The organism is Mycobacterium sp. ENV421, from assembly GCF_002887815.1.
In the GTDB taxonomy this organism is placed as follows: Bacteria; Actinomycetota; Actinomycetes; order Mycobacteriales; family Mycobacteriaceae; genus Mycobacterium.
In genome coordinates, this window is the sequence record NZ_PDHO01000008.1 from 1 (window position 1) to 21350 (window position 21350).

The window sequence follows — 21350 nt, forward strand, 5'->3', positions numbered from 1 at the left end:
CTCTGCCTCGGCGGACTGCAGGTCAAGCTACCCACAACAACCTGAGGAGCCGCACACTAGTTCGACCCACCGACAAAAAACGAAGCAGCAGCTAGTCCGGGCGGTGGCGCTGATAGTGGCGAGCCACCCGCGTCCTGTTGGCGCAGATGTTCTGGGTGCAGAACTTGCGACGGGCGTCCGACGCAACGAAAAGCATGCTGCACGCCGGGTTTTGACATCTCCGCAGCCGGTCCTGGGCGGGGCCGGTGAGCACATCGATCAGGCTTTCCGCGGCTGCCGCGAGCGCGAGCAGGTAGGGACGATCGGCGGGGGCGTGGCGGGTGGCGATCGCCGCCCAGCCGGACGGGGTGTGCACCAGCGAGCGTGTCGAGGGCGCGCCGGCGGCAGCGGCATTGACACGGGCGACGGCCGCTTCGTCGGGGGCCACCTCCGCCAGTCGCGCATCCAGGATGTGCCGGATCGCCTGGCGCAGTTCAACCGTGGACTCGAGCGGCGGCGGCGGGCCGCCAGGCAACCGTTCCTGTTGCAGCTCCCACCACCGCCGATTGGCCTCCTCATCCGGGAGAAGGTCCACGGCAGGCTCGCCGACGGTGATGAGGGTGTCCGCCAGGTCAAGAGCCAGCGGCTCTCCGGCCACGATGAACCCCGCCGCCTGCGCCTTGTGCAGCAGAGACCCCGATTCCATCGCACTAATGCTAGCAGCGGCTTGACAGCGTTAGTGTCGGCGACATAGAAATACTAACGTCAATTGCTGTACATAACCGTTAGAAATGAGGAAGTGCCGATGGACCCGCTGGACGTACTGCGTAGCGCTGATCGCCGCCTGGTCGACCTGGTGACGACGCTCGACGCCACTGATCTGGGCCTACCCAGCCCCTGCACCGGCTGGGATGTCCGATCCCTGGTGAGCCACACCATCGCCTCGATCGATGCGTTTGCCGCCGCTGCGGACGGCGGCGACGGCCCCGGCGAAGAGGAGTTGTTCAGCGGCGCCGACATCCTCGGCTCCGACCCCCTGGCCGTGGCGCGACGTTCCATCGAGCGCTCTCAGCGAGCCTGGGCGGCGATCACCGACTGGCAGCAACCGGTCACATCGGTGCTCGGTGAGATGCCTGCCGCACAGGCGGTCGGAATCGTCACCTATTCGACGCTCATCCACAGCTGGGATCTGGCGGTCGCGCTCAACCGGGCGGTCGAGTTCGACGACGCTGAGGCAGCGCTCGCCGAAAACGTGGGATCGGCGCTCGTGCCTGCTCTGCGACCCCAGGAACTCTTCGGCCCCGCCGTACACACAGACGGCACGGCCACCCCGATCCAACGGGTCGTCGCCTTCGCCGGCCGTCACCCCCTCTGACGGGCATGAGGCGTACCTATGACGCATGAAGAACGGCCCGCCGCTGTGGGATTCCACAGCGGCGAGCTGGCCGTCCAGAAACGAGCCGGCGTTGGTGAACGGGCGGCGCACCTCGCGCCCATGGCGAGTCGGGGCCGCCTCGGCGCCGGCATAGCCGCGTTCCTGGCGTCGTCACGACTGGCCGTCCTCACGGCACGCGACACCGAAGGCCGGCTGTGGATTTCACCGGTATCGGGCGAACCCGGGTTCCTCAGCGCCGCCACACCGACAAGACTTCACATCGACAGCGAACTTCCTGACGCGGATCCACTGGCTACAGCACCGACCGATCAGCCGGTCGGTGTGCTCGTCATCGATTTTGTCGCACGGCGCCGATTTCGCATCAATGGCCAACTGACGCAACGGGATCCGGGCGGCATCGACATCGACGTTGATCAGGCCTACGGCAACTGCCCGAAGTACATCGACCCGTCCGCCCAGCCCACGGCAGACCCGCGCCAGCCCCATCGCACGAGGGTCTTCACGGGCACCGCGCTACGTTCCGAGGACCGCGAGCTCATCGAAAGGTCGGCGGCGTTCTTCCTCGGCACCACCCATCCCACATCGGGCAACGATGCATCACACCGCGGCGGACCCGCCGGCTTTGTGCGCGCGAAGGCCCACAGTTTGTGGTGGCCGGATTACCCCGGCAACAACATGTTCAACAGCTTCGGCAATCTGGCGGTGGACCCGAGCGCGGCGCTGTTGTTCGTCGACGCGGGCACCACCCTGCACTTGTCCGGTACCGCAGAGGTGGTGTGGGATGCCGAGCAATCCGACAACCACCTTCGGACCGGACGTCGGGTGATCTTCACCGCCCGACGCGTCATCGCCACGCTCGGCTAGTCGTCGAGCGTCGTCCCGCTGTGCATCTTGAGCGCGTCGTTGACGTTCGCCTTCTTGTCTTCGCCCTGACCGGCTTCGGCGGCTTTCTTGCGCTTGGACACAACTTTGGTGACAACGCCGTCCAACTTCGAGCCCAAGGGGAACCCCAGGTAGTGCGTCAGGAAGATCGCCATCTCCTTGAGCTCCTCAGGGGTGAGCTCCTCATTGTGCAAGGCGGCGTTGGCCTGAATCTCGGCCAGGTCGGAGATGCCGAGCGCGGTGACGACGGTCAGCGTCATGATCCGCTTGTCCCGCATGGACAATCCCGGCCGCGACCAGATGGTGCCGAAGAGATGATCGGCGGTGAGCGCGAAGTAGTCGCCCGGCGAGTCCGGCATCTCCCAGCCGTAGACCTCGTTCATCTTGTCCAGGCCCTTGCGGCGCAATTCGTCCATCGTCACTCCTTCGTGTTGGGCACACCGAGACCGGCGGCCAGGTCCCGTAACGCGATCTCGGCCAACGGCAATTCGACGCCGTTGGCCTCACCGAGGCCCAGCGCCAGCTTCAGATCCTTCTCGGCCAGCCCGCGGGTGTGGACGAACATGTTGTAGACGAAGTGGTCGGGCTGCAGCGGCTTGGTGTCGTCGCGGACCATGATCGCGCCGGGCCCGCCGCTCTGGGCGTCGCTGTGCCGTACCACCCGGCCCAACTTCTGCAAGTCGATTCCGGCCGCCTCGGCCAGCCGCGACGCCTCGCAGGCGGCGGCAAAACCGATGAAGGTCAACATGTTACGAGCCAACTTCATCCGGGTTCCGGCCCCCGGCTCGCCGGCGCGAACCACCATCGATGCCCACTTCTTGAACACCGGCTTGACCAGTTCGTACGCCTCGTCGTCGGCGCCGACCATCACGGCCAGCTCACCCTTGTCGGCGGCACCCGCTCCGCCGCTGACCGGGGCGTCGACGACGTGAATACCCTTGGGGCGCAGATGCTCGGCCAGCTCTGCGGCGGTGTCCGGCTCGATCGTGGAATGGATCGCGATCACGGTGCCCGGCTTGGCGTGCGCGGCGAGTTCACCGACGACGTCGCGGACCTGCTCGTCGTTGAGCACGGTCACTTCGATGACGTCGGCCGTGGCGACGTCGGCGACGCTGTCCGCCAGGGTGGCGCCGAGTTCGGCCAACGGGGTCATGGCCTCGGTCCGCACATCGAAGACGATGAGGCCGCCGGGCCACTCGACGAGCCGCTTGGCCATCGGCGCACCCTGATTGCCCAGCCCGATGTAGCCGACCTTCAGCTCGCTAGACGTCGTCATGAGCGGAAAATCTGTCCACCGTCGACGTTGAAGATCTGGCCGGTGATCCACTTCGCCTGATCGGACAGCAGGAACAGACACATCCCCACCAGGTCGTCGACTTCGCCCATGCGCGACAACGGAATTCCCTTGACGATGTCGGCGACCATCTCCTGCGGCGTGGTGGTGCGGTTGGCCTCGGTGTTGATCGGGCCCGGCGCGATCGCGTTGATCCGGATGTTCTGGCCACCGAGTTCGGTGGCCAGCTGCTGGGTGAGGCTGTTGACCCCGGCCTTGGCCAGCCCGTAGAAGTTCGAGTACAACCATGCCGCGGTGGACGATTGGTTGATGATCGCACCGCCGCCGCGCTTGGCCATCTTCTTGTACACCGCCCGGGTGCAGACCAGCGCGCCGTCGAGGTTCACGCTCATGAACTTCTTGTAGTAGTCCCAGTCGACGGTGATCAGGAAGTCCAGCTTCATCCCGCCGAAGATCGCGGCGTTGTTGACCAGGTAGTCGATGCCGCCGAATTCGGCGAGCGTCTGATCGGCCATCGCCTTGGCCGACACCGGATCGCTGACGTCCACCGGCAGCGCAAGCGCGGTGCCGCCCTCACCCAAGATCGCGTCGGCGACCTTCTGCGCGCCATCGGTGTTGATATCGGCGACCACCACGGCGGCGCCTTCCCGGGCGAGCGCCTCGGCGTACGCCTGGCCGATACCGCCGCCTGCGCCGGTGACGATGGCCACCTTGTCGTCGAACTGTCCCATCTGAGTTCCTCTCTAGTCTGTGGTGCGGTCAGACCGCTGTGGCAATGACTTTCAGCTCGAGGTATTCCTCGAAGCCGGCCAGACCCATTTCCCTGCCGACCCCGGATTGCTTGTAGCCGCCGAAGGGTACGTCCGCGGAATACCACACGCCGCCGTTGACGTTCACGGTGCCGACCCGCAGCCGGTCTGCGACGCCTTGCGCGCGCTCGGGATCACTGCTGAACACGCTGCCCGACAGGCCGTACGGCGAATCGTTGGCGATGTTGACCGCGTCGTCGTCACCGTCGTGGGCGATCACCGTCAGCACCGGGCCGAAGATTTCCTCCCGCGCCACTCGCGCCGAATTGTCGAGCCCCGCAATGACAGTCGGCGAGATGAAGTAGCCGGTATCGCGGTCGGCCGGGCGGCCTCCGCCGCAGGCGAACCGGCCGCCTTCGGTGATCGCGAGGTCGAGGTAGGACTGCACCCGGTCGCGTTGCCGCTCGGAAATGACCGGCCCGCAAATGGTTCCGGGGTTGGTCGGGTCGCCCGCCTTGATGCCGCCCATCGTCGCCGCGGCCGCCTCGACCGCTTCGTCGTAGCGGGCGCGTGGCACCACCAGACGAGTGGTGATCGCGCAGCCCTGTCCGGCGTGCATCGACGCGGTGAACGCCGCCATCGAGCACGCGCCGGCCAGGTCGGCGTCATCGAGCACCAGGAATGCGGACTTGCCGCCGAGCTCCAGGAAGACCTTCTTGATGGTCGCGGCGCCCGCGGCCATCACCGCCCGGCCGGTGTTCGTCGAACCGGTGAACGACACCATGTCGACGCGTGGGTCACTGGACAGCATGGCTCCAACCGCGTGGTCGTTGGAGGTGACGATGTTGACCACGCCCGGCGGGATATCGGTGTGCTCGGCGATCAGCTCACCGAGAACCGCTGCACACCAGGGGGTATCGGGCGCGGGCTTGAGCACGATGGTGTTGCCCGCCGCCAGCGCCGGGCCGAGCTTGGCGAGGTTGATCTGGTGCGGGAAGTTCCACGGCGTGATCGCACCGACCACGCCGACCGCCTCGCGGACGATGGTCCGCGCAGTCTTGATGCCCATCGGCGCCGCGATACCCAGATCCTGCCGCCACGAGTAGCTCTCGGCAGTGTCGGCCGAGAACGACAGGTCTTCGACCGGCCCCTCGAGTTGGGCGGCAGCGGTCAGCATGCGCGGGGCACCCACCTCCGCCATCGTCATCTCACGCAGTTCCTCGACGTGCTCCTTCATCGCGTCGCGCAGCTGGCGAATGCCACGTACCCGGAGTTCGGTGTTGGTGGACCACTCGGTGGTGTCGAAGGCACGGCGCGCGGCGTCGATGGCCCGGCTCATGTCCTCAGCACTGCCGTCGGCCGCGGTACCCAGGACCTCTTCGGTTGCCGGATTGATCGTCGGGTATCGGCCATTGCCGCCCGGCACCAGCTCCCCGTCAAGGAAGAGATCGCTGTTCCTGTCCGCCGCAATCGCCATCCCGATTCCCGTCTGCTTCGTTGGACACGTGTCCGAGATTTCGTCTTTCGCACCATAGCGGCAGACGCGGGCGCGGTGCAAGGGTCCGTCCTGCGGCCATGCAAAGATGCCTATGAACAGGTAATTAGTCACCCCCTCTTGCCTTGTCAGACTCCGTTCCGATAACTTGGACATGTGTCCAGCGATGCCGCCATGGCTGTCAGCCCCAACGGGGATGACGTGCCGCGCAATCGCCGCCAGGAAGAGACCTTCCGCAAGGTCCTGCGGGCCGGCCTGGAGATGCTGCGGGAGTCGTCCTACGCCGACCTCACCGTCCGCGCCGTCGCCGCACGCGCGAAGGTCGCGCCGGCCACCGCTTACACGTACTTCTCGTCGAAGAACCATCTGATCGCCGAGGTGTACCTCGACCGCGTTCTCGAGGTGCCCTACTTCACCGACGTCAACGACCCGCGCCTGCACCGCGTTCAGCAGTCGCTGCGCAGTCTTGCGCTGGTGATCGCCGACGAGCCGGAGTTCGCCGCAGCCTGCACCACCGCGGTGCTGAGCAACGATGCCGGGGTGGTGCGGGTCCGCGACCGGATCGGCGCCGAGATCCACAAGCGCATCAAGTCGGCGTTGGGACCGGACGCCGATCCGAAGATCGTGTCCGCACTGGAGATGACGTACTTCGGCGCGCTCGTGCACGCCGGCAGCGGCACCCTGAGCTACCGCGAGGTCGCCGACCGAATGGAATACGTCGTGAGTCTTATCTTGGGAGAGAACCAATGAGCGTGCAGAGTCCGGATATTCTGCTCGACCCGTACAACTACGACTTCCACGAAGATCCCTATCCGTACTACAAGCGGCTGCGCGACGAGGCTCCGCTGTACTACAACGAGGAACTGAAGTTCTGGGCGCTGTCCCGCCACTCCGACGTCCTCCAGGGATTCCGCAACAGTACGACACTGTCCAACAAGTACGGTGTCTCGCTGGACCCGGCCTCGCGCGGACCGCATGCCTCCAAGACCATGTCCTTCCTGGCGATGGACGACCCGGCTCACCTGCGGCTGCGGACCCTGGTCTCGAAAGGGTTCACGCCCAGGCGGATTCGCGAACTTGAGCCCCGCGTCACCGAGATCGCCACCAAGCATCTCGACGTCCTGATGGAGAAGGCCGCCGCCGGCGGGACGGTGGACTACGTCGACGAGTTCGCAGGCAAGCTGCCGATGGACGTCATCTCCGAACTGATGGGGGTGCCGGAGGCCGACCGCGTTCAGGTGCGGGCCTGGGCCGACGGCGTGATGCACCGCGACGAAGGTGTCACCGACGTGCCGCCGGAGGCGGTCGAGGCGTCACTGAACCTGATCGTCTACTACCAGGCGATGGTCGAAGAGCGCAGGAAGAACCCGAGCGAGGACCTCACGACGGCCCTGCTGGACGCCGAGATCGACGGTGATCGCCTCACTGACGACGAAGTGCTGGGCTTCATGTTCCTGATGGTGATCGCCGGCAACGAGACCACCACCAAACTTCTTGCCAATGCCGCATTTTGGGGTCACAAGAATCCCGACCAGCTGGCGGAAGTTTACACCGACCTGTCCCGGGTGCCGCTCTGGGTCGAGGAGACGCTGCGCTATGACACGTCCAGCCAGATCCTGGCCCGCACCGTCGCCGGTGAGCTGACGCTCTACGACACCGTCATCCCCGACGGGGACGTGGTCCTGCTGTTGCCGGGATCGGCCCACCGCGACGAGCGCGCCTTCGACAATCCCGACGACTACCTCATCGGCCGCGACATCGGCGCCAAGCTGCAGAGTTTCGGCAGCGGCGCGCACTTCTGCCTCGGTGCGCACCTGGCCCGGATGGAAGCGCGGGTTGCGTTGGAAGAGTTGTTCAAACGCATCCGCGGCTATGAGGTCGACGAAGCGAATTCGGTGCGGGTCCACTCCAGCAACGTCCGCGGTTTCGCCCATCTGCCCATCACAGTGCAGGCTCGCTAGAAGCACGCCCGAAAGGTTCCCGAATGCCCCGTTTCGACCCCCTCCCCGACCGCAGGCCCGCGCTGGTCGCCGGCGCGTCGTCCGGTATCGGTGAAGCCACCGCGATCAAGCTCGCCGCCAACGGCTTTCCCGTCGCTCTGGGTGCCCGTCGGGTGGACAAGTTGCAGGAGATCGTGGACAAGATCCGTGCCGACGGTGGCGAGGCCATCGCAGTGCACTTGGACGTCACCGACCCCGACTCGGTAAAGGCCGCGGTGGAGCAGACCACCGCCGAACTCGGCGAGATCGAGGTACTGGTGGCCGGTGCGGGTGACACATACTTCGGCAAGCTCGACTCGATCAGCATCGACGAGTTCGAGTCCCAGGTCCAGATCCATCTGGTCGGCGCCTACCGAGTCGCCTCCGCAGTCCTGCCGGGCATGCTCGAACGGCAGCGTGGCGACCTGATCTTCGTGGGATCTGATGTGTCGCTGCGGCCACGGCCCCACATGGGCGCCTACGGTGCGGCCAAGGCCGCCCTGGTTTCGATGGTGACCAACTACCAGATGGAACTGGAAGGCACCGGGGTGCGCGCCTCGATCGTCCATCCCGGCCCGACCAAGACCTCGATGGGCTGGAGCCTGCCGGCCGAACTCATCGGACCTGCACTGGAGGACTGGGCCAAGTGGGGACAGGCTCGACACGACTACTTCATGCGCGCCGCCGACCTCGCCCGCGCCATCACGTTCGTCGCCGAGACCCCCCGCGGCAGCTTTATCGCCAATATGGAGCTCCAGCCCGAAGCGCCGTTGGCCGACAACAAAGACCGCCAGAAGCTCACCCTCGGTGAAGAAGGGATGCCATCGTGACCATAACCAAAGAGGTACAACGTGTTTCGGGTGGCGAAGAAGAGCACGGCCACCTCGAGGAGTTCCGTACCGACCCGATCGGGCTGATGCAGCGCATCCGCGAGGAGTGTGGTGACCTCGGCTGGTTCCAGCTCGCCGACAAGCAGGTCATCCTGCTGACCGGCTCCGAGGCCAACGAGTTCTTCTTCCGCTCCCCCGACGCCGACCTCAACCAGGCCGAGGCCTACCCGTTCATGACGCCGATCTTTGGCGAGGGCGTGGTGTTCGACGCGGACCCGGAGCGTCGGGCCGAGATGCTGCACAACACCGCGCTGCGCGGTGAGCAGATGAAGGGCCATGCGGCGACCATCGAGAACGAAGTGCGCCGGATGATCGAAAACTGGGGCGACGAAGGCGAAATCGATCTGCTGGAGTTCTTCGCCGAGCTCACCATCTACACCTCGACCGCATGCCTGATCGGACTGAAGTTCCGCAACCAGCTCGACTCGCGATTCGCGAACTACTACCACCTGCTCGAGCGCGGCACCGACCCGCTCTGCTACGTCGACCCCTACCTTCCGATCGAGAGCTTCCGGATCCGCGACGAAGCCAGGGCCAGCCTGGTGGAGCTGGTGCAGGAGGTCATGACCGGCCGAATCGCCAACCCGCCCATCGACAAGAGCGATCGCGACCTGCTCGACGTCCTGGTGTCCATCAAGGACGAAGAGGGCAATCCGCGCTTCTCGGCCAACGAGGTCACCGGCATGTTCATCTCGCTGATGTTCGCCGGTCACCACACCAGCTCGGGCACCTCGTCGTGGACGCTGATCGAGCTGCTGCGCAACCCCGACTATTACGCCAAGGTGCAGCAGGAGCTCGACGACCTCTACGCAGACGGCCAGGAGGTGAGTTTCCATGCGCTGCGCCAGATCCCGAACATCGACAACGCGCTGAAGGAGACGCTGCGACTGCACCCGCCGCTGATCATCCTGATGCGGGTGGCCCAGGACGAGTTCGAGGTGCAGGGATATCCGATCCACAAGGGACAGATGGTGGCCGCCTCACCGGCGATCTCCAACCGCATTCCCGAGGACTTCCCCAACCCGGATGCCTTCGACCCGGATCGCTACGAGAAGCCCCGGCAGGAAGACATCGTCAACCGCTGGACCTGGATTCCCTTCGGCGCCGGGCGACACCGGTGCGTCGGTGCCGCATTCGCCCAGATGCAGATCAAGGCGATTTTCTCGGTTCTGTTGCGGGAGTATGAGTTCGAGATGGCACAGCCGCCGGAGAGCTATCAGAACGACCACTCCAAGATGGTGGTGCAGCTGGCCCGGCCGGCGAAGGTCCGCTACCGCAAGCGCGTGAAGGCGTAGTCCGATGGGCTGCTACCGCATCGAACTCGACGAGGACCTATGCCAGGGGCACGCCATGTGCGAACTGGAGGCGCCCGACGTCTTTCGGGTTCCCAAACGCGGTGCCGTCGAGATTCTCGACAGCGAACCCCCCGACGAGATGCGCGACGACGTTGAGCGCGCCGTAGAGATGTGTCCCACCCGAGCCCTATCCATCATCGAAAAATAGAAGGCGGAACAATGACTTCATCTTCCAAACGAGAAGCACTCGACGACTGGGTCCAGCGCTGGCTGCAGGCCAACAAGGACTCCGAGGCGGCCGGTGACTGGAAGAATCTGGCGGAGTTCTACACCGACGACGCGACCTACGGCTGGAACATCGGGCCCAAGGAAGACGTGATGTGTGTGGGCAAGGACGAAATCCGCGACGTCGCCCTGGGCATGGAGATGGAAGGCCTGGAGAACTGGGTCTACGAGTATCAGAAGGTCCTCGTCGACGAGAAGCAGAACGAGATCGTCGGGTTCTGGAAGCAGATCGCCAACAAGTCCGACGGCACCCGCGACGAGATCTACGGCATCGGCGGCAGCTGGTTCCGGCTGAACGACGACCTGTTGATCGAATGGCAGCGCGACTTCTTCGACTTCGGCCACGTGCAGAAGGCCTTCGTCAAGCTGATCTCGTCGGGCGACCTGACCCCCACCATGCAGAAGCGCATCGAGCGCAGCGTCGCCGGTGAGAAGCTGCCCGGTTACTACCCCCTCGGTGAGGCGCCGGTGCCGATCTGGTGAATACTCGACAGGCGTCAAGTAATCGGCCCCCGGCAGTGACGTGGAAAGTGACGGAGGTCATAATGGTCAGTAGGACAGGAACACGTTCTAATTCTTGCCTAGATTGACCATCCGGCACGGCCGGCCGCCCTGGAAAACCCCGGGGTCGGGTTTTGCGAGTGGAGGTTCGCTGTGAAGACAAAAGGTGCTCTCATCTGGGAGTTCAACCAACCGTGGTCGATCGAGGAAATCGAGATCGGCGATCCGGTCAAAGACGAAGTCAAAATCCAGATGGAAGCTTCTGGCATGTGCCACAGCGACCACCATCTGGTCACCGGCGACATCCCGATGGCCGGTTTCCCGGTTCTGGGCGGTCATGAGGGCGCCGGCATCGTCACCGAGGTAGGCCCGGGCGTCGAGCACCTGGCCCCCGGCGATCACGTGGTGCTCTCGTTCATCCCGTCGTGTGGTGAGTGTCCGGCCTGCCAGGAAGGGCTGCGCAACCTGTGCGACCTGGGCGCGGGCCTGCTGGCCGGCACCGCGGTGTCCGACGGCACCCACCGCATCCACGCCGTGAAGAACGGCCAGCCGGTCATCCCGATGACGCTGCTGGGCACGTTCAGCCCGTACATGGTCGTGCACAAGAGCTCGGTGGTGAAGATCGACCCGACCATCCCGTTCGAGGTGGCCTGCCTGGTCGGCTGCGGCGTGACCACCGGTTACGGCTCGGCCGTCCGCAGCGGTGACGTCCGTCCCGGCGACGACGTCGTGATCGTCGGCGTCGGCGGCGTCGGCACCGGCGCACTGCAGGGCGCGCTGAACGCCGGTGCGCGCAACATCTTCGCTGTCGACCCGGTCGAGTTCAAGCGTGACAACGCACTCAAGTTCGGTGCCACCCACGCCTACCCCGACATCTTCAGCGCGATGGCCGGCGTTGCCGAGGTCACCCAGGGACGGATGGCGCACAAGACCATCGTCACCGTGGGCGAGCTCAAGGGCGAGGACATCGACCACTACATGAACATCACCGCCAAGGGCGGCACCGTGGTGGCGACCGCCGTGGCAAACATGGCCGACAGCAATGTGACGCTGAACCTGGCGATGCTGACCCTGATGCAGAAGCGCTTGCAGGGCACCATCTTCGGCGGCGGCAACCCGCATTACGACATCCCGCAGCTGCTGTCGATGTACAAGGCCGGCCGGCTGAACCTCGACGACATGGTGACCAGGCAGTACCGCCTCGAGCAGGTCAACGAGGGCTACGCGGACATGCTCGGAGGCCGCAACATCCGCGGCGTCATCCGCTACACCGACGAGGACCGCTGACCTGCGCGTGTCCTTGATGGACCTTCCGGGCCGTGCCCGCCTTGCCCAAAGGCGCGGGCACGGCCCGGAATTCATGGTGCAGCGGCCATGAGCGGCTTCCCGAACCTGTTGCGTGAAGGCCGCATCGGCTCGATGACGGTGCGCAACAGGCTCGTGATGTCTCCGATGGAGACCATGTACGGCACGCCCGACGGTCTGCCGTCGCAGCGCACCCGCGACTACTTCGCCGCCCGCGCGAAAGGCGGCGTCGGGCTGATCACCGTGGGCGCCACCGGGATCGACCACCTACAGCCAGAGACTCCGGGCGGGCTCCACCTCGGCACCGACGAGGCGGTGAGCGCCCACCGCGCACTGGTCGAGGCCGTGCATGAGCACGGCGCGAAGATCCAGCCGCAGATCGTGCATGCCGGCCCCGGCGGGCTCGGGCCCGAGATGCACGGCGTCACGTCGCTGGGCCCGTCGGTGATCCCGTCCTACCTGACCGGGCGCCCCTCGGCCGAGGTGACCGAGGCCCAGCTGACCGGGATCATCGACCTGTTCAAAGCCGCCGTGCGCCGCGCGGCCGAGGCCGGCTACGACGGCATCGAACTCCACGCTGCCCACGGATACATGTTCCTGGGTTCTTTCCTTGCGCCCCAACGCAACCGGCGCACCGACGACTACCGCGGCGACTCCCCCGGCGGCCGCATTCGGATGGTGTTGCAGACCCTGGCCGCGATCCGATCCGAGATCGGCCACACCCTGCCGGTCACGCTGCGGATCTCGGGCTACGAGCGGGTGGCCGGCGGCCGCCCGAGCTACGAGACGGCCCAGATGGCACCGCAACTGGTGGCGGCCGGCGTCGACGCCTTCCACGTCAGCGGTGGGGTGATCGACCGCCTGGTCACCGGGATGGTCAACGCCGCCGACGACGGCGACGCACTCAACGTGGGCGCCGCGGCCGCGGTCAAGCAGGTGGTCGACGTACCGGTGATCGCGGTGGGGCGCATCCACGATCCCGCGCGCGCCGAGCAGATCCTCGCCGACGGGCACGCGGACTTCATCGCGATGGGCAGGCCGATGCTGGCAGATCCGGACCTGGCCGCCAAACTTCACGCCGGTCAGGCGGATCGGGTGCGCCGATGCATCTCGTGCGAGAACTGCATCGACGCCATGGAACAGCGGTTCTCGGTCGACTGCGCGGTGAACCCCCGCACCGGTAAGGAACGTGAGCTGGCGGTGCACCCGGTGGCGCAACCCAAGCACGTCGTAGTCGTCGGCGGCGGGCCGGGCGGCCTGGAAGCGGCCCGGGTCGCCGCCGAGCGGGGGCACCGTGTGACGTTGTTCGAGCGCAACGCCGAACTGGGTGGCGCTCTGGTGTGGGCGTCGATCGTGCATCCGGAGAACGAACCGTTCCTGAAGTATCTGCGCAGTGAGATCGCAGCCAGCACAGTGACACTCGAGATGTCACACCCGGTCGACGTCGACGAGGTCGCCGCGCTGGAGCCTGACGCGGTGATCGTCGCGACCGGCGCCGACATCGTGGTGCCCGACATCGACGGCGCACACAATCCCCGGGTGATCAACGGTCACGGCGTACGCGACCTGCTGGCACACCCCGCCGCGCTCCCAGCGGGTCGCCGAGTGGTGATCGTCGGCGGCAGCCTTGCCGCGATCCAGCTCGCCGAATATCTCTGCGCCCAAGACCGATTCGTCACCGTGCTGGAATCCGGACGCACCATCGCCGCCGAAGTGGGCCTCAAGCGCCGCACCGAACACATGGACCGGCTCGACCGCCTGGGAGTGCCGCTGCACGTGCGCGCCGACGTGCACCAGATCACCGACAACAGCGTGGTGTTCACCCCGCATGGCGGCACCCGCCGCGAACTCGCGGCCGACAGCGTGATCATCACCGGACGCCTCGAGGCGGACACCGCCCTGTTCGACGACCTCACCGATCGGTTGCCCGGCGCCAAGGTGCATGCCGTTGGCGACTGCACCGGTATGGGACTGATCCGTAAAGCCACCGACGATGGCGCTCGCGCCGCCTGCAGTATCTGACAACATAAGGAGAAATTGATGTCCACAACCACCGAACACACTCCCGCACTGGCCGCATCGCAAGCATCCTGGCGCGCCGTGATGTCGCACGACCGCGAGGGCTGGCTGGCCCTGATGGCCGACGATGTCGTGATCGAGGATCCGATCGGGCAGGCCATCACCAACCCCGACGGCAACGGCGTGCGCGGCAAGGCGGCGGTCGCCGACTTCTACGACGCCAACATCTCGGTCAACAACCTTCGCGTCACCTGCGAGGAGACATTCCCGTCGAGCTCTGCGAACGAGGTTGCGCACATCCTGGTGCTGCGCAGCCAATTCGAAGGCGGAATGACCAGCACGGTACGCGGCGTGTTCACCTACTCCGTCAACGACGCCGGCCTGATCACCAATATGCGCGGCTACTGGAACATGGACGGCATGCAGTTCGGCCAGGCGCCTGCCGAAGGTGAGTGACCGGCCGCTAGAAGGATTCGGCGCGGTCGTCGTCGGCGGCTCACGGGGTATCGGGGCCGCCGTCTCGGCGCTGCTGGCCGAATGCGGTGCGGGCGTTGTGGTCAACGGCCGCGACGCGGCGGCTGCTGAGGCGGCGGTCGCCACCATCAACGACGCCGGTGGCCGCGCCGTCGCACACGGCGGCTCGGCCGCGGACGAGGCGGTCGCCGAGGACTTGATCGCTCTGTGCGAGAGCGAATTCGGCGCTGTTGATGCCCTGGTGAACTGCGCGGGCGCACCCGAGCCCCCGGGCTCGTCGATACTCACGGTCACGGCTGCCGAGTTCCGCGAGCTCCTCGACATCCACGTCGGAACCACGTTCGCGACCTGCCGGGCGGCCGCCCCCAGGATGGTGGCCCGCGGCCGAGGCGCGATCGTCAACACCAGTTCCTTTGCCTTCCTTGGTGATTACGGCGGAACCGGCTACCCGGCAGGCAAAGGTGCGGTCAACGGCCTGACGATGGCGATCGCGGCCGAGCTGGCCGAGCACGGGGTACGCGCCAACGTGGTGTGCCCGGGTGCCAAGACCCGGCTGTCCAGTGGATCGGATTTCGAGGAACAGATCGAATCGTTGCGGCGACGCGGCATCCTCGACGACGTCAGCGCCCACGGTGCGCTCGACGCCGCGCCACCGGAATACGTCGCACCGATGTACGCCTACCTGGTCAGCGATCTCGCCAGTAAGATCACCGGCCAGATCTTCATCGCCGCAGGCGGTTTCGTGGGCAGGTTCGACAAGCCCTCCCCCGGGTTCATCAAGTACCGGGATCACCACGACTCGCCGCCGTGGACAATCAGCGAGATCGCGGCGATGTTGGCCTGACCTACGTCGTGAGGTCGTAGATCAGGACCCTGCCGACCCGCATCGGGGTGAAGTTGCGCTGAACCCATTGCTGGATCAGCGCATTGGTGTCCAGATGTCCCCACTTATCCTCGTGGACCGGGTTGGTGACGAGGAAGTAGTGGATTCGCTTGGACAGCGCCATCCGCAAGAACTCGTCGGGTGCCGGAGACGGATCGGTCCCGTTGAATCCACCGACCGGCATCACCGGGTGACCGCTGGCCAGCTGATAGCCGGCCGCACACATCGATCCGATGGTGGCGGCCACCCAGGTGTACCGCTGCGCATCCGCGTCGAGCAGACCGACCAGTTGCCGGTCGGGCACACCAGAGTCCAGCAAGCTGCAGCCGACCAGATGCGGTGCGGTGGTGGATGATCGCGGGGGCAGCAGGAATCCGGGCCCGGTGGCTGACGTGATCTCGGCGCGCTGGACCGGAGCGACACCCTTGGTCATCGCGGTCACGATGCGGGGAACCGGTCCCGTGATCGGCATTGCACCGGAATTTCCGTGCTCGACGGTCGTGACGCTGTAGGCGACGGGTCCGCCGAGAGCGACAAGTGCGCCTGCCGCGACGATCACCGGCATCGGGATGACGGCGATCATCAGCCCGGCCAGCACCAGGACGGCGGCGAGCGGGACGGCCCACCGCAACCACGGGTAGAAGCCGGGGACGTGCCGCAGCACGGCCACCGCGATGGCAGCTGTCAGCGCCACCGCGACCGCCAGCGCCGCTTTGACCCATAGGCGTTGCCGCTCTTGCCAACTCACCGCGATGCCGATGCCCGTCAGCGCGGCGATCGGCGGGGCAAGAGCCACGGTGTAGTACGGGTGAAAAATGCCGGCCATGTAGCTGAACACCCACGCCGTCACCAGCAACCAGAGAACCCACACCAGAATGGCGGCGCGGCGCAGATCTCGCCGCGCGGCCCGGCCCCGCCACACCAGCACGACGACCGCGAACACCAGTGCGGCGGGCAGTAGCCAGCTGATGCCACCGATCTGCTCCGGCTCGAACAACCTGCCGATGCCGGGCTGACCCCAGGGGTGCGGCGAAGTCCGGCCACCGGTATGTACCGGCGAGATGAAGCCGGGCGAGGCGAGGCTACCCGGCTCGTCGCCATTGAGCCGGCCGAAGCCGTTGTAGCGCAGGGTCAGTTCGAGGATCGAATTGGTCTGCGTCCCGCCGATCCACGGCCGTGCGCTCGCCGGCCACAGCTGCACCAGCAGCACCCACCACCCCGCCGCGGCCACCGCGGCGGCCAGCGCCGCCACGAGTTGGCCCAGCCTGGCGAGCAGCGATCGTGGACCGGCCACCAGATACGCGATCGCCAGAGCGGGCAGCACCAACGCCACCTCGAGCTGCTTCGTCAGATACCCGAGTCCCACACAGCATCCCGACACCAGCAGCCAGCGCAGCCGCCCGTCATCGATCGCCCGCAGCAGCGCCCACACCGCGGCGATCATCAACAGGACCAGAAGCGCGTCGGGATTGTTGTAGCGGAAGATCGTCACAGCCACCGGGGTCAACGCCAGGACCGTGCCGGCGATCAGTGCGGCTGCTTCACCGAACGGCCGGCGGACGGCATCCCAGAGCAGGGCCACGGAGACCACCCCGATGACCGCCTGGGGTGCCAGGATGCTCCACGAATTGAGACCGAACAGGCGGATGGACAGGGCCGGGATCCACAGCGACAGCGGCGGTTTGTCGACGGTGATCGAGTTGGCGGCGTCTGACGACCCGAACAGCAGCGCCTTCCATGACTGCGAGCCTGCCTGCTCGGCGGCGGAGTAGAACGCGTTGGCCCAGCCCGATCGGTCCAGGGCCCACAGATAGAGCACGGCAGTCGCGGCCAGCAACACGACTAGCGCCCAGCGCTGCGGGCGTATCCGGGTACGCCAGGTAATGGCTTGTGCGACGCCGACTTCCGGCGACTCGACGGTGATGGTCATATCAGCGGTTGGACGCGCCGAATACCCGTCGCAACGCCACGAATCGCACGAGGGTGGCGACCAGGTTGGCCACGACCAGAACTGACAGTTCGGCGCCCCTACCGACGGTCGGGTCGTAGCGGTGCAGCAGATACAGCGAGCCGCTGGTGATGGCCAGCCCGAAGGCGAAGATCAGCAGGCCGTGGACATGGTGACGGGCAACACCGGCTCGGCCGCGGATACCGAAGGTGAAGGCCCGGTTCGCGGCGGTGTTGGCCAGGGCGGTGAGCAGCAGAGCGGTCAGGTTGGCGGCCTGCGCGCCGAGTGCGGGATGCAGCGAAAGATACAGCAGCGCAAAGGCGATGGTGCTGGCGATGCCGATCAGCCCGAAGCGCACCATCTGGCCGACCATGCCGCGGGGTACGCCCGGCACCAGCGGCTCGCGGCCCAGCGCGGCCTGCAGGTCGCGCAGCGGCAGGGCGCCGGTGGTCAGCGCCCGGCCGACCCGCCAGCAGCCTTTGAGGTCTTCGATCGCGGTGGCAAGGATGTCGACGCGGGAGTCCGGGTCGTCGATCCAGTCGACCGGCACCTCGTGGATGCGCAGGCCGGCCTTCTCGGCCAGCACCAGCAGTTCGGTGTCGAAGAACCACCCGGTGTCGGCGACCAACGGCAGCAGCTGGCGGGCGACGTCGCCGCGCAACGCCTTGAAGCCGCACTGGGCGTCGGAGAACCGCGCGCCGAGCAAGCCGCGCAGCAGCAGGTTGTAGCCGCGGGAGACCACTTCTCGCTTGACGCCACGCACCACCCGCGACGAAGCGGCCAGCCGCGATCCGATCGCGATGTCGGAATGCCCGGACACCAGCGGCGCGACCAACGGCATGAGCGCCGAAAGATGAGTCGACAGGTCGACATCCATATAGGCGACGACGTCGGCCCGTGATGACGCCCACGCGGCAGCCAGTGCGCCGCCACGGCCCTTGGCGTCGAGGTGGATCACGTCGACGTCGGACAGTTCCTCGGCGAGCTCCCGCGCCACCGACAACGTGGCGTCGGTACTGGCGTTGTCGGCCACCAGGATTCGGGCCCGGTAGGGCACCTCGTCGATCAGGAATTGGTGGAGCCGTCGCACACAGGCCGCGACGTCGCGCTCCTCGTTGTACACCGGGATGACGATGTCGAGAACGTAGCGACCCCCGACGCCGATCGCAGCAGAGTGCTGCTCGGCCGGCAGGGTGTCGGTCATACCGATGATCGTCGCGGGCCAAGCTGCCGTGGCACTGGGCCGGATCTGAGGGGTTGCTGTGAGCCAGCTTCATGATCGGCCCCGGGCGGCTACTCATATGCTTGGGCACATGGCCTCCGTCTTCACCAAAATCATCAACCGCGAACTGCCGGGACGATTCGTCTACGAAGACGACGAGGTCGTCGCCTTCCTGACCATCGAGCCGATGACCCCCGGGCACACGCTGGTGGTTCCGAGGGCCGAGGTCGACAACTGGCAGGACGTCGAGCCGGCCGTGTTCAACAAGGTGATGGCGGTGTCCCAGCGGATCGGCAAGGCGGTGTGTGCGGCGTTCGGCGCCGAGCGGTCCGGGCTGATCATCGCCGGGCTCGAAGTGCCGCACCTGCACGTGCACGTGTTTCCCGCGCGCAACCTATCTGACTTCGGCTTCGCCAACGTCGACCGCAGTCCCTCCCCCGCGTCGCTCGACGACGCGCAGGCCAAGATCACGGCCGCGCTGGCCGACATCGGCTAGATCCCTGGGGCCACCGGGGTCGCGACGTCGGCGATGCGCGGCAGGCTGACCCGGAAACAACAGCCCTGGCCCGGCGCGGTCGACACCGTGACGCGGCCACCGTGGGCGTAGACCAGCGAGTCGACGATCGACAGCCCCAGTCCGGTGCCGCCACTGGCGCGGGCGCGGGAGGAGTCGGTGCGATAGAACCGCTCGAACACCCGCCGGGCGTCGTCCGGTGTCATGCCCGGGCCTTCGTCGGCGACTTCGAGGACAGCGTCGTCCGACGAAGTGCCCACCCGCACACTGATTCGGGCGGTCTCCGGGGTGTGCTGCAGGGCGTTGGCCACCAGATTGCCGAGCACCTGACGCAGCCGGGCTTCGTCGCCGATGACCTCGGGGGTACCGGGGCCGTCGAAGACCTCCATGGTGATGGTGCGCTTCGGGGCGATCGACTGGGCGTCGTGGACGGCGTCGGTGGCCAGGGTGAGCAGGTCGACGCGGCGCTGTTCGAGCGGACGCTGGGCGTCGAGGCGGGCCAGCAACAGCAGATCATCGACCAGTAGACCCATCCGGCGCGACTCGCTTTCGATGCGGGACATCAGCATCTCGACGTCACGGGCCGCGCCCTGCCGGTAGAGCTCGGCGAAGCCGCGGATGGTGGTCAGCGGAGTGCGTAATTCGTGGCTGGCGTCGGTGATGAAGCGCCGCATGCGTTCTTCGGAGGTGCGGGCCTGTTCGGCGGACTCCTCCGATGACGCCATCGCGGTCTGGATCTGGGCGAGCATGCCGTTGAGCGCCAACGACAACCGGCCGACCTCGGTGCGTGGATCACGTTCGGGCACACGGCGATCCAGCTGTCCGGCGGCGATCGCCGCGGCGGTCTTCTCGACTTCGACGAGCGGTCGGAGGCTGCGGTGCACCACCCAGTAGCCGGCGACGCCGAGGATGATCAGGACGGCCGTGCCGATCGCGAATTGCGACCAGGCCAGACTGCGGACGGTCGACTGGATGTCGGACATGTCGATGGCCACCGTGGTCAGCTCGCCGCCGGGCCCGCGCACCGACACCGCACGCCATTCAACCGGGGAGTGCTCCAGCGACCCGACGGTCACCGGCACCGGCCCCACGTCGTTGTCGTCGGGCAGGGCGGGCTCGGCGTCACGGTCGTTGACGGCCATCCAGATGTGGCCGTCGGCGTCGACGCCGCGGACGTAGAAGTTCGACGGCGGCCTGGCCGGGTTGGGCTCCTCGTCGGGTGGGGGCATCCGGCGAGGGGCCTGGGCCCAGCCCCGGGAGGCGTCCAGGAGGGTCTGGTCGGCGCGATTGATGAGATCGTGCTGCAGGGTGGAGGTGACGGCGATCCCGGAGGCCAGCAAGCCGCATCCCACGAGCAGCAGCATGGCGGCCACCAGGCCGACTCTCAGCGGCAAGGCTCGGTGGTAGGGCGTGGGCATCTCTCTATTGTTCGCGCCGAGCGGCGCGACGCGCCCGATTACCGCGGCTCCCGCAGCACGTATCCGACGCCGCGCAGGGTGTGCAGGAGGCGCTTTTCGCCGGTGTCGATCTTGCGGCGCAGGTAGGAGACGTAGGACTCGACGACGTTGACGTCACCGCCGAAGTCGTAGCGCCAGACGTGGTCGAGGATCTTGGGCTTGCTCAGCACGGTGCCGGCGTTGATCACGAAGTAGCGCAGCAGGGTGAACTCGGTCGGCGAGAGCGAGACCGGCTCACCGGCCTTCCACACCTCGTGGGTGTCCTCGTCGAGCTCGATGTCGGCGAAGCTCAGCCGCGAATTGCGCGGCTCCTCCACACCCTTGCCTGCACGGCGCAAGATCACCCGCAACCGGGCGACGACCTCTTCGAGGCTGAACGGCTTGGTGACGTAGTCGTCGCCGCCCAACGTGAGTCCGGCGATCTTGTCCTGCAGGCTGTCGCGCGCGGTCAGGAACAGCGCGGGCGCGTCGATGCCGTCGGCGCGCAGCCTGCGCAACACACCGAAGCCGTCCATGCCGGGCATCATGACGTCGAGGATCACGGCGTCTGGCCGGACCTCCCGAGCGCGGTCGAGGGCCGCCGGGCCGCTGGACGCGGTGTGGACCTCGAAGCCCTGGAACTTCAGGCTCACCGACAGGAGCTCCACGATGTTGGTCTCGTCGTCCACGACGAGGACACGTGCCTCGGGTTTGGTTTCGGGTGTAACAGGTGCGGCCATGCTGACAATTTCCTCTCACATTGGTGAACCCACGCTGCCTAGGCGCTGTGAGATTCCTGTGAGT

Annotated in this window: 22 protein-coding genes; 13 read left to right on the top strand and 9 right to left on the bottom strand. The window is 66.6% G+C overall.

Annotated features, from left to right (window positions below):
* Positions 1-91: 91 nt before the first annotated feature.
* A complete protein-coding gene (locus CRM90_RS12065) occupies positions 92-685 on the bottom strand; it encodes a CGNR zinc finger domain-containing protein (RefSeq protein ID WP_102807204.1) in 594 nt (197 codons plus the stop codon).
* Positions 686-784: 99 nt separating this feature from the next.
* Here CRM90_RS12065 and CRM90_RS12070 point away from each other — a divergent pair, with 99 nt between their 5' ends.
* Positions 785-1354, top strand: coding sequence for a TIGR03086 family metal-binding protein (locus CRM90_RS12070; RefSeq protein ID WP_102807205.1), 570 nt, complete (start codon positions 785-787; stop codon positions 1352-1354).
* A gap of 18 nt (positions 1355-1372) precedes the next feature.
* Entirely contained in the window at positions 1373-2239 is an 867-nt protein-coding gene (locus tag CRM90_RS12075) for a pyridoxamine 5'-phosphate oxidase family protein (RefSeq protein WP_233209293.1), read from the top strand.
* On the opposite strand, the gene CRM90_RS12080 is transcribed toward CRM90_RS12075, so the two are convergent.
* The 4 genes from CRM90_RS12080 to CRM90_RS12095 are packed head-to-tail and all read right to left on the bottom strand — an operon-like array spanning position 2236 to position 5777.
* On the bottom strand, positions 2236-2673 hold the full coding sequence (locus CRM90_RS12080; protein WP_102807206.1) for a carboxymuconolactone decarboxylase family protein: 438 nt from the start codon (positions 2671-2673) through the stop codon (positions 2236-2238). The two genes, CRM90_RS12075 and CRM90_RS12080, sit on opposite strands and share 4 nt — an antisense overlap.
* A 2-nt stretch (positions 2674-2675) precedes the next feature.
* On the bottom strand, positions 2676-3533 hold the full coding sequence (locus tag CRM90_RS12085) for an NAD(P)-dependent oxidoreductase (RefSeq protein ID WP_102807207.1): 858 nt from the start codon (positions 3531-3533) through the stop codon (positions 2676-2678).
* Positions 3530-4282 carry an SDR family oxidoreductase gene (locus CRM90_RS12090; protein WP_102807208.1) on the bottom strand — a complete coding sequence of 251 codons (753 nt, stop codon included), beginning with the start codon at positions 4280-4282 and terminating at the stop codon, positions 3530-3532. The genes CRM90_RS12085 and CRM90_RS12090 overlap by 4 nt, the downstream gene beginning before the upstream one ends.
* A gap of 28 nt (positions 4283-4310) precedes the next feature.
* Positions 4311-5777 (bottom strand): aldehyde dehydrogenase, encoded by a 1467-nt coding sequence (locus tag CRM90_RS12095; protein WP_102807209.1) that lies wholly within the window; start codon positions 5775-5777, stop codon positions 4311-4313.
* Positions 5778-5951: 174 nt separating this feature from the next.
* Between CRM90_RS12095 and CRM90_RS12100 the strand changes: the two genes are divergently transcribed.
* From CRM90_RS12100 to CRM90_RS12145, 10 genes are all read left to right on the top strand, one after another.
* Positions 5952-6545 (top strand): TetR family transcriptional regulator, encoded by a 594-nt coding sequence (locus CRM90_RS12100; protein ID WP_102807210.1) that lies wholly within the window; start codon positions 5952-5954, stop codon positions 6543-6545.
* Entirely contained in the window at positions 6542-7756 is a 1215-nt protein-coding gene (locus CRM90_RS12105; RefSeq protein ID WP_102807211.1) for a cytochrome P450, read from the top strand. Before CRM90_RS12100 ends, CRM90_RS12105 begins: the two co-directional genes overlap by 4 nt.
* 23 nt (positions 7757-7779) lie before the next feature.
* Positions 7780-8604: an SDR family oxidoreductase gene (locus CRM90_RS12110; RefSeq protein WP_102807212.1), complete on the top strand. Its 825-nt coding sequence runs from the start codon at positions 7780-7782 to the stop codon at positions 8602-8604.
* Between the two features lie 2 nt (positions 8605-8606).
* Positions 8607-9959 carry a lanosterol 14-alpha demethylase gene (cyp51, locus tag CRM90_RS12115; protein ID WP_199189883.1) on the top strand — a complete coding sequence of 451 codons (1353 nt, stop codon included), beginning with the start codon at positions 8607-8609 and terminating at the stop codon, positions 9957-9959.
* A 4-nt stretch (positions 9960-9963) separates the two neighbouring features.
* On the top strand, positions 9964-10167 hold the full coding sequence (gene fdx, locus CRM90_RS12120) for a ferredoxin Fdx (RefSeq protein WP_102807214.1): 204 nt from the start codon (positions 9964-9966) through the stop codon (positions 10165-10167).
* An 11-nt stretch (positions 10168-10178) separates the two neighbouring features.
* Positions 10179-10727: a nuclear transport factor 2 family protein gene (locus tag CRM90_RS12125; protein ID WP_036341669.1), complete on the top strand. Its 549-nt coding sequence runs from the start codon at positions 10179-10181 to the stop codon at positions 10725-10727.
* Positions 10728-10898: 171 nt separating this feature from the next.
* The gene (locus tag CRM90_RS12130; RefSeq protein ID WP_102807215.1) at positions 10899-12032 is read left to right on the top strand and encodes an NDMA-dependent alcohol dehydrogenase; all 1134 of its coding nucleotides are present in this window, start codon (positions 10899-10901) and stop codon (positions 12030-12032) included.
* Between the two features lie 87 nt (positions 12033-12119).
* On the top strand, positions 12120-14072 hold the full coding sequence (locus CRM90_RS12135; RefSeq protein WP_102807216.1) for an oxidoreductase: 1953 nt from the start codon (positions 12120-12122) through the stop codon (positions 14070-14072).
* Between the two features lie 18 nt (positions 14073-14090).
* On the top strand, positions 14091-14525 hold the full coding sequence (locus CRM90_RS12140) for a nuclear transport factor 2 family protein (protein ID WP_102807217.1): 435 nt from the start codon (positions 14091-14093) through the stop codon (positions 14523-14525).
* Entirely contained in the window at positions 14518-15387 is an 870-nt protein-coding gene (locus CRM90_RS12145; RefSeq protein ID WP_102807218.1) for an SDR family NAD(P)-dependent oxidoreductase, read from the top strand. Before CRM90_RS12140 ends, CRM90_RS12145 begins: the two co-directional genes overlap by 8 nt.
* Position 15388: 1 nt before the next feature.
* Here CRM90_RS12145 and CRM90_RS12150 read toward each other — a convergent pair whose 3' ends face one another.
* Positions 15389-17356: a glycosyltransferase family 39 protein gene (locus CRM90_RS12150; RefSeq protein ID WP_102807219.1), complete on the bottom strand. Its 1968-nt coding sequence runs from the start codon at positions 17354-17356 to the stop codon at positions 15389-15391.
* A gap of 1 nt (position 17357) precedes the next feature.
* On the bottom strand, positions 17358-18578 hold the full coding sequence (locus tag CRM90_RS12155) for a bifunctional glycosyltransferase family 2/GtrA family protein (protein ID WP_102807220.1): 1221 nt from the start codon (positions 18576-18578) through the stop codon (positions 17358-17360).
* A gap of 109 nt (positions 18579-18687) precedes the next feature.
* Between CRM90_RS12155 and CRM90_RS12160 the strand changes: the two genes are divergently transcribed.
* Entirely contained in the window at positions 18688-19092 is a 405-nt protein-coding gene (locus CRM90_RS12160) for an HIT family protein (RefSeq protein WP_199189872.1), read from the top strand.
* Here the strand turns inward: CRM90_RS12160 and CRM90_RS12165 are convergent.
* Both CRM90_RS12165 and CRM90_RS12170 read right to left on the bottom strand, forming a co-directional pair.
* Complete coding sequence (locus tag CRM90_RS12165) at positions 19089-20528, bottom strand: sensor histidine kinase (protein WP_102807222.1); 1440 nt, start codon at positions 20526-20528, stop codon at positions 19089-19091. The genes CRM90_RS12160 and CRM90_RS12165 overlap by 4 nt on opposite strands.
* A 38-nt stretch (positions 20529-20566) precedes the next feature.
* Positions 20567-21286, bottom strand: a complete 720-nt coding sequence (locus tag CRM90_RS12170; RefSeq protein ID WP_102807223.1) for a response regulator transcription factor — start codon at positions 21284-21286, stop codon at positions 20567-20569.
* Positions 21287-21350 lie beyond the last annotated feature (64 nt).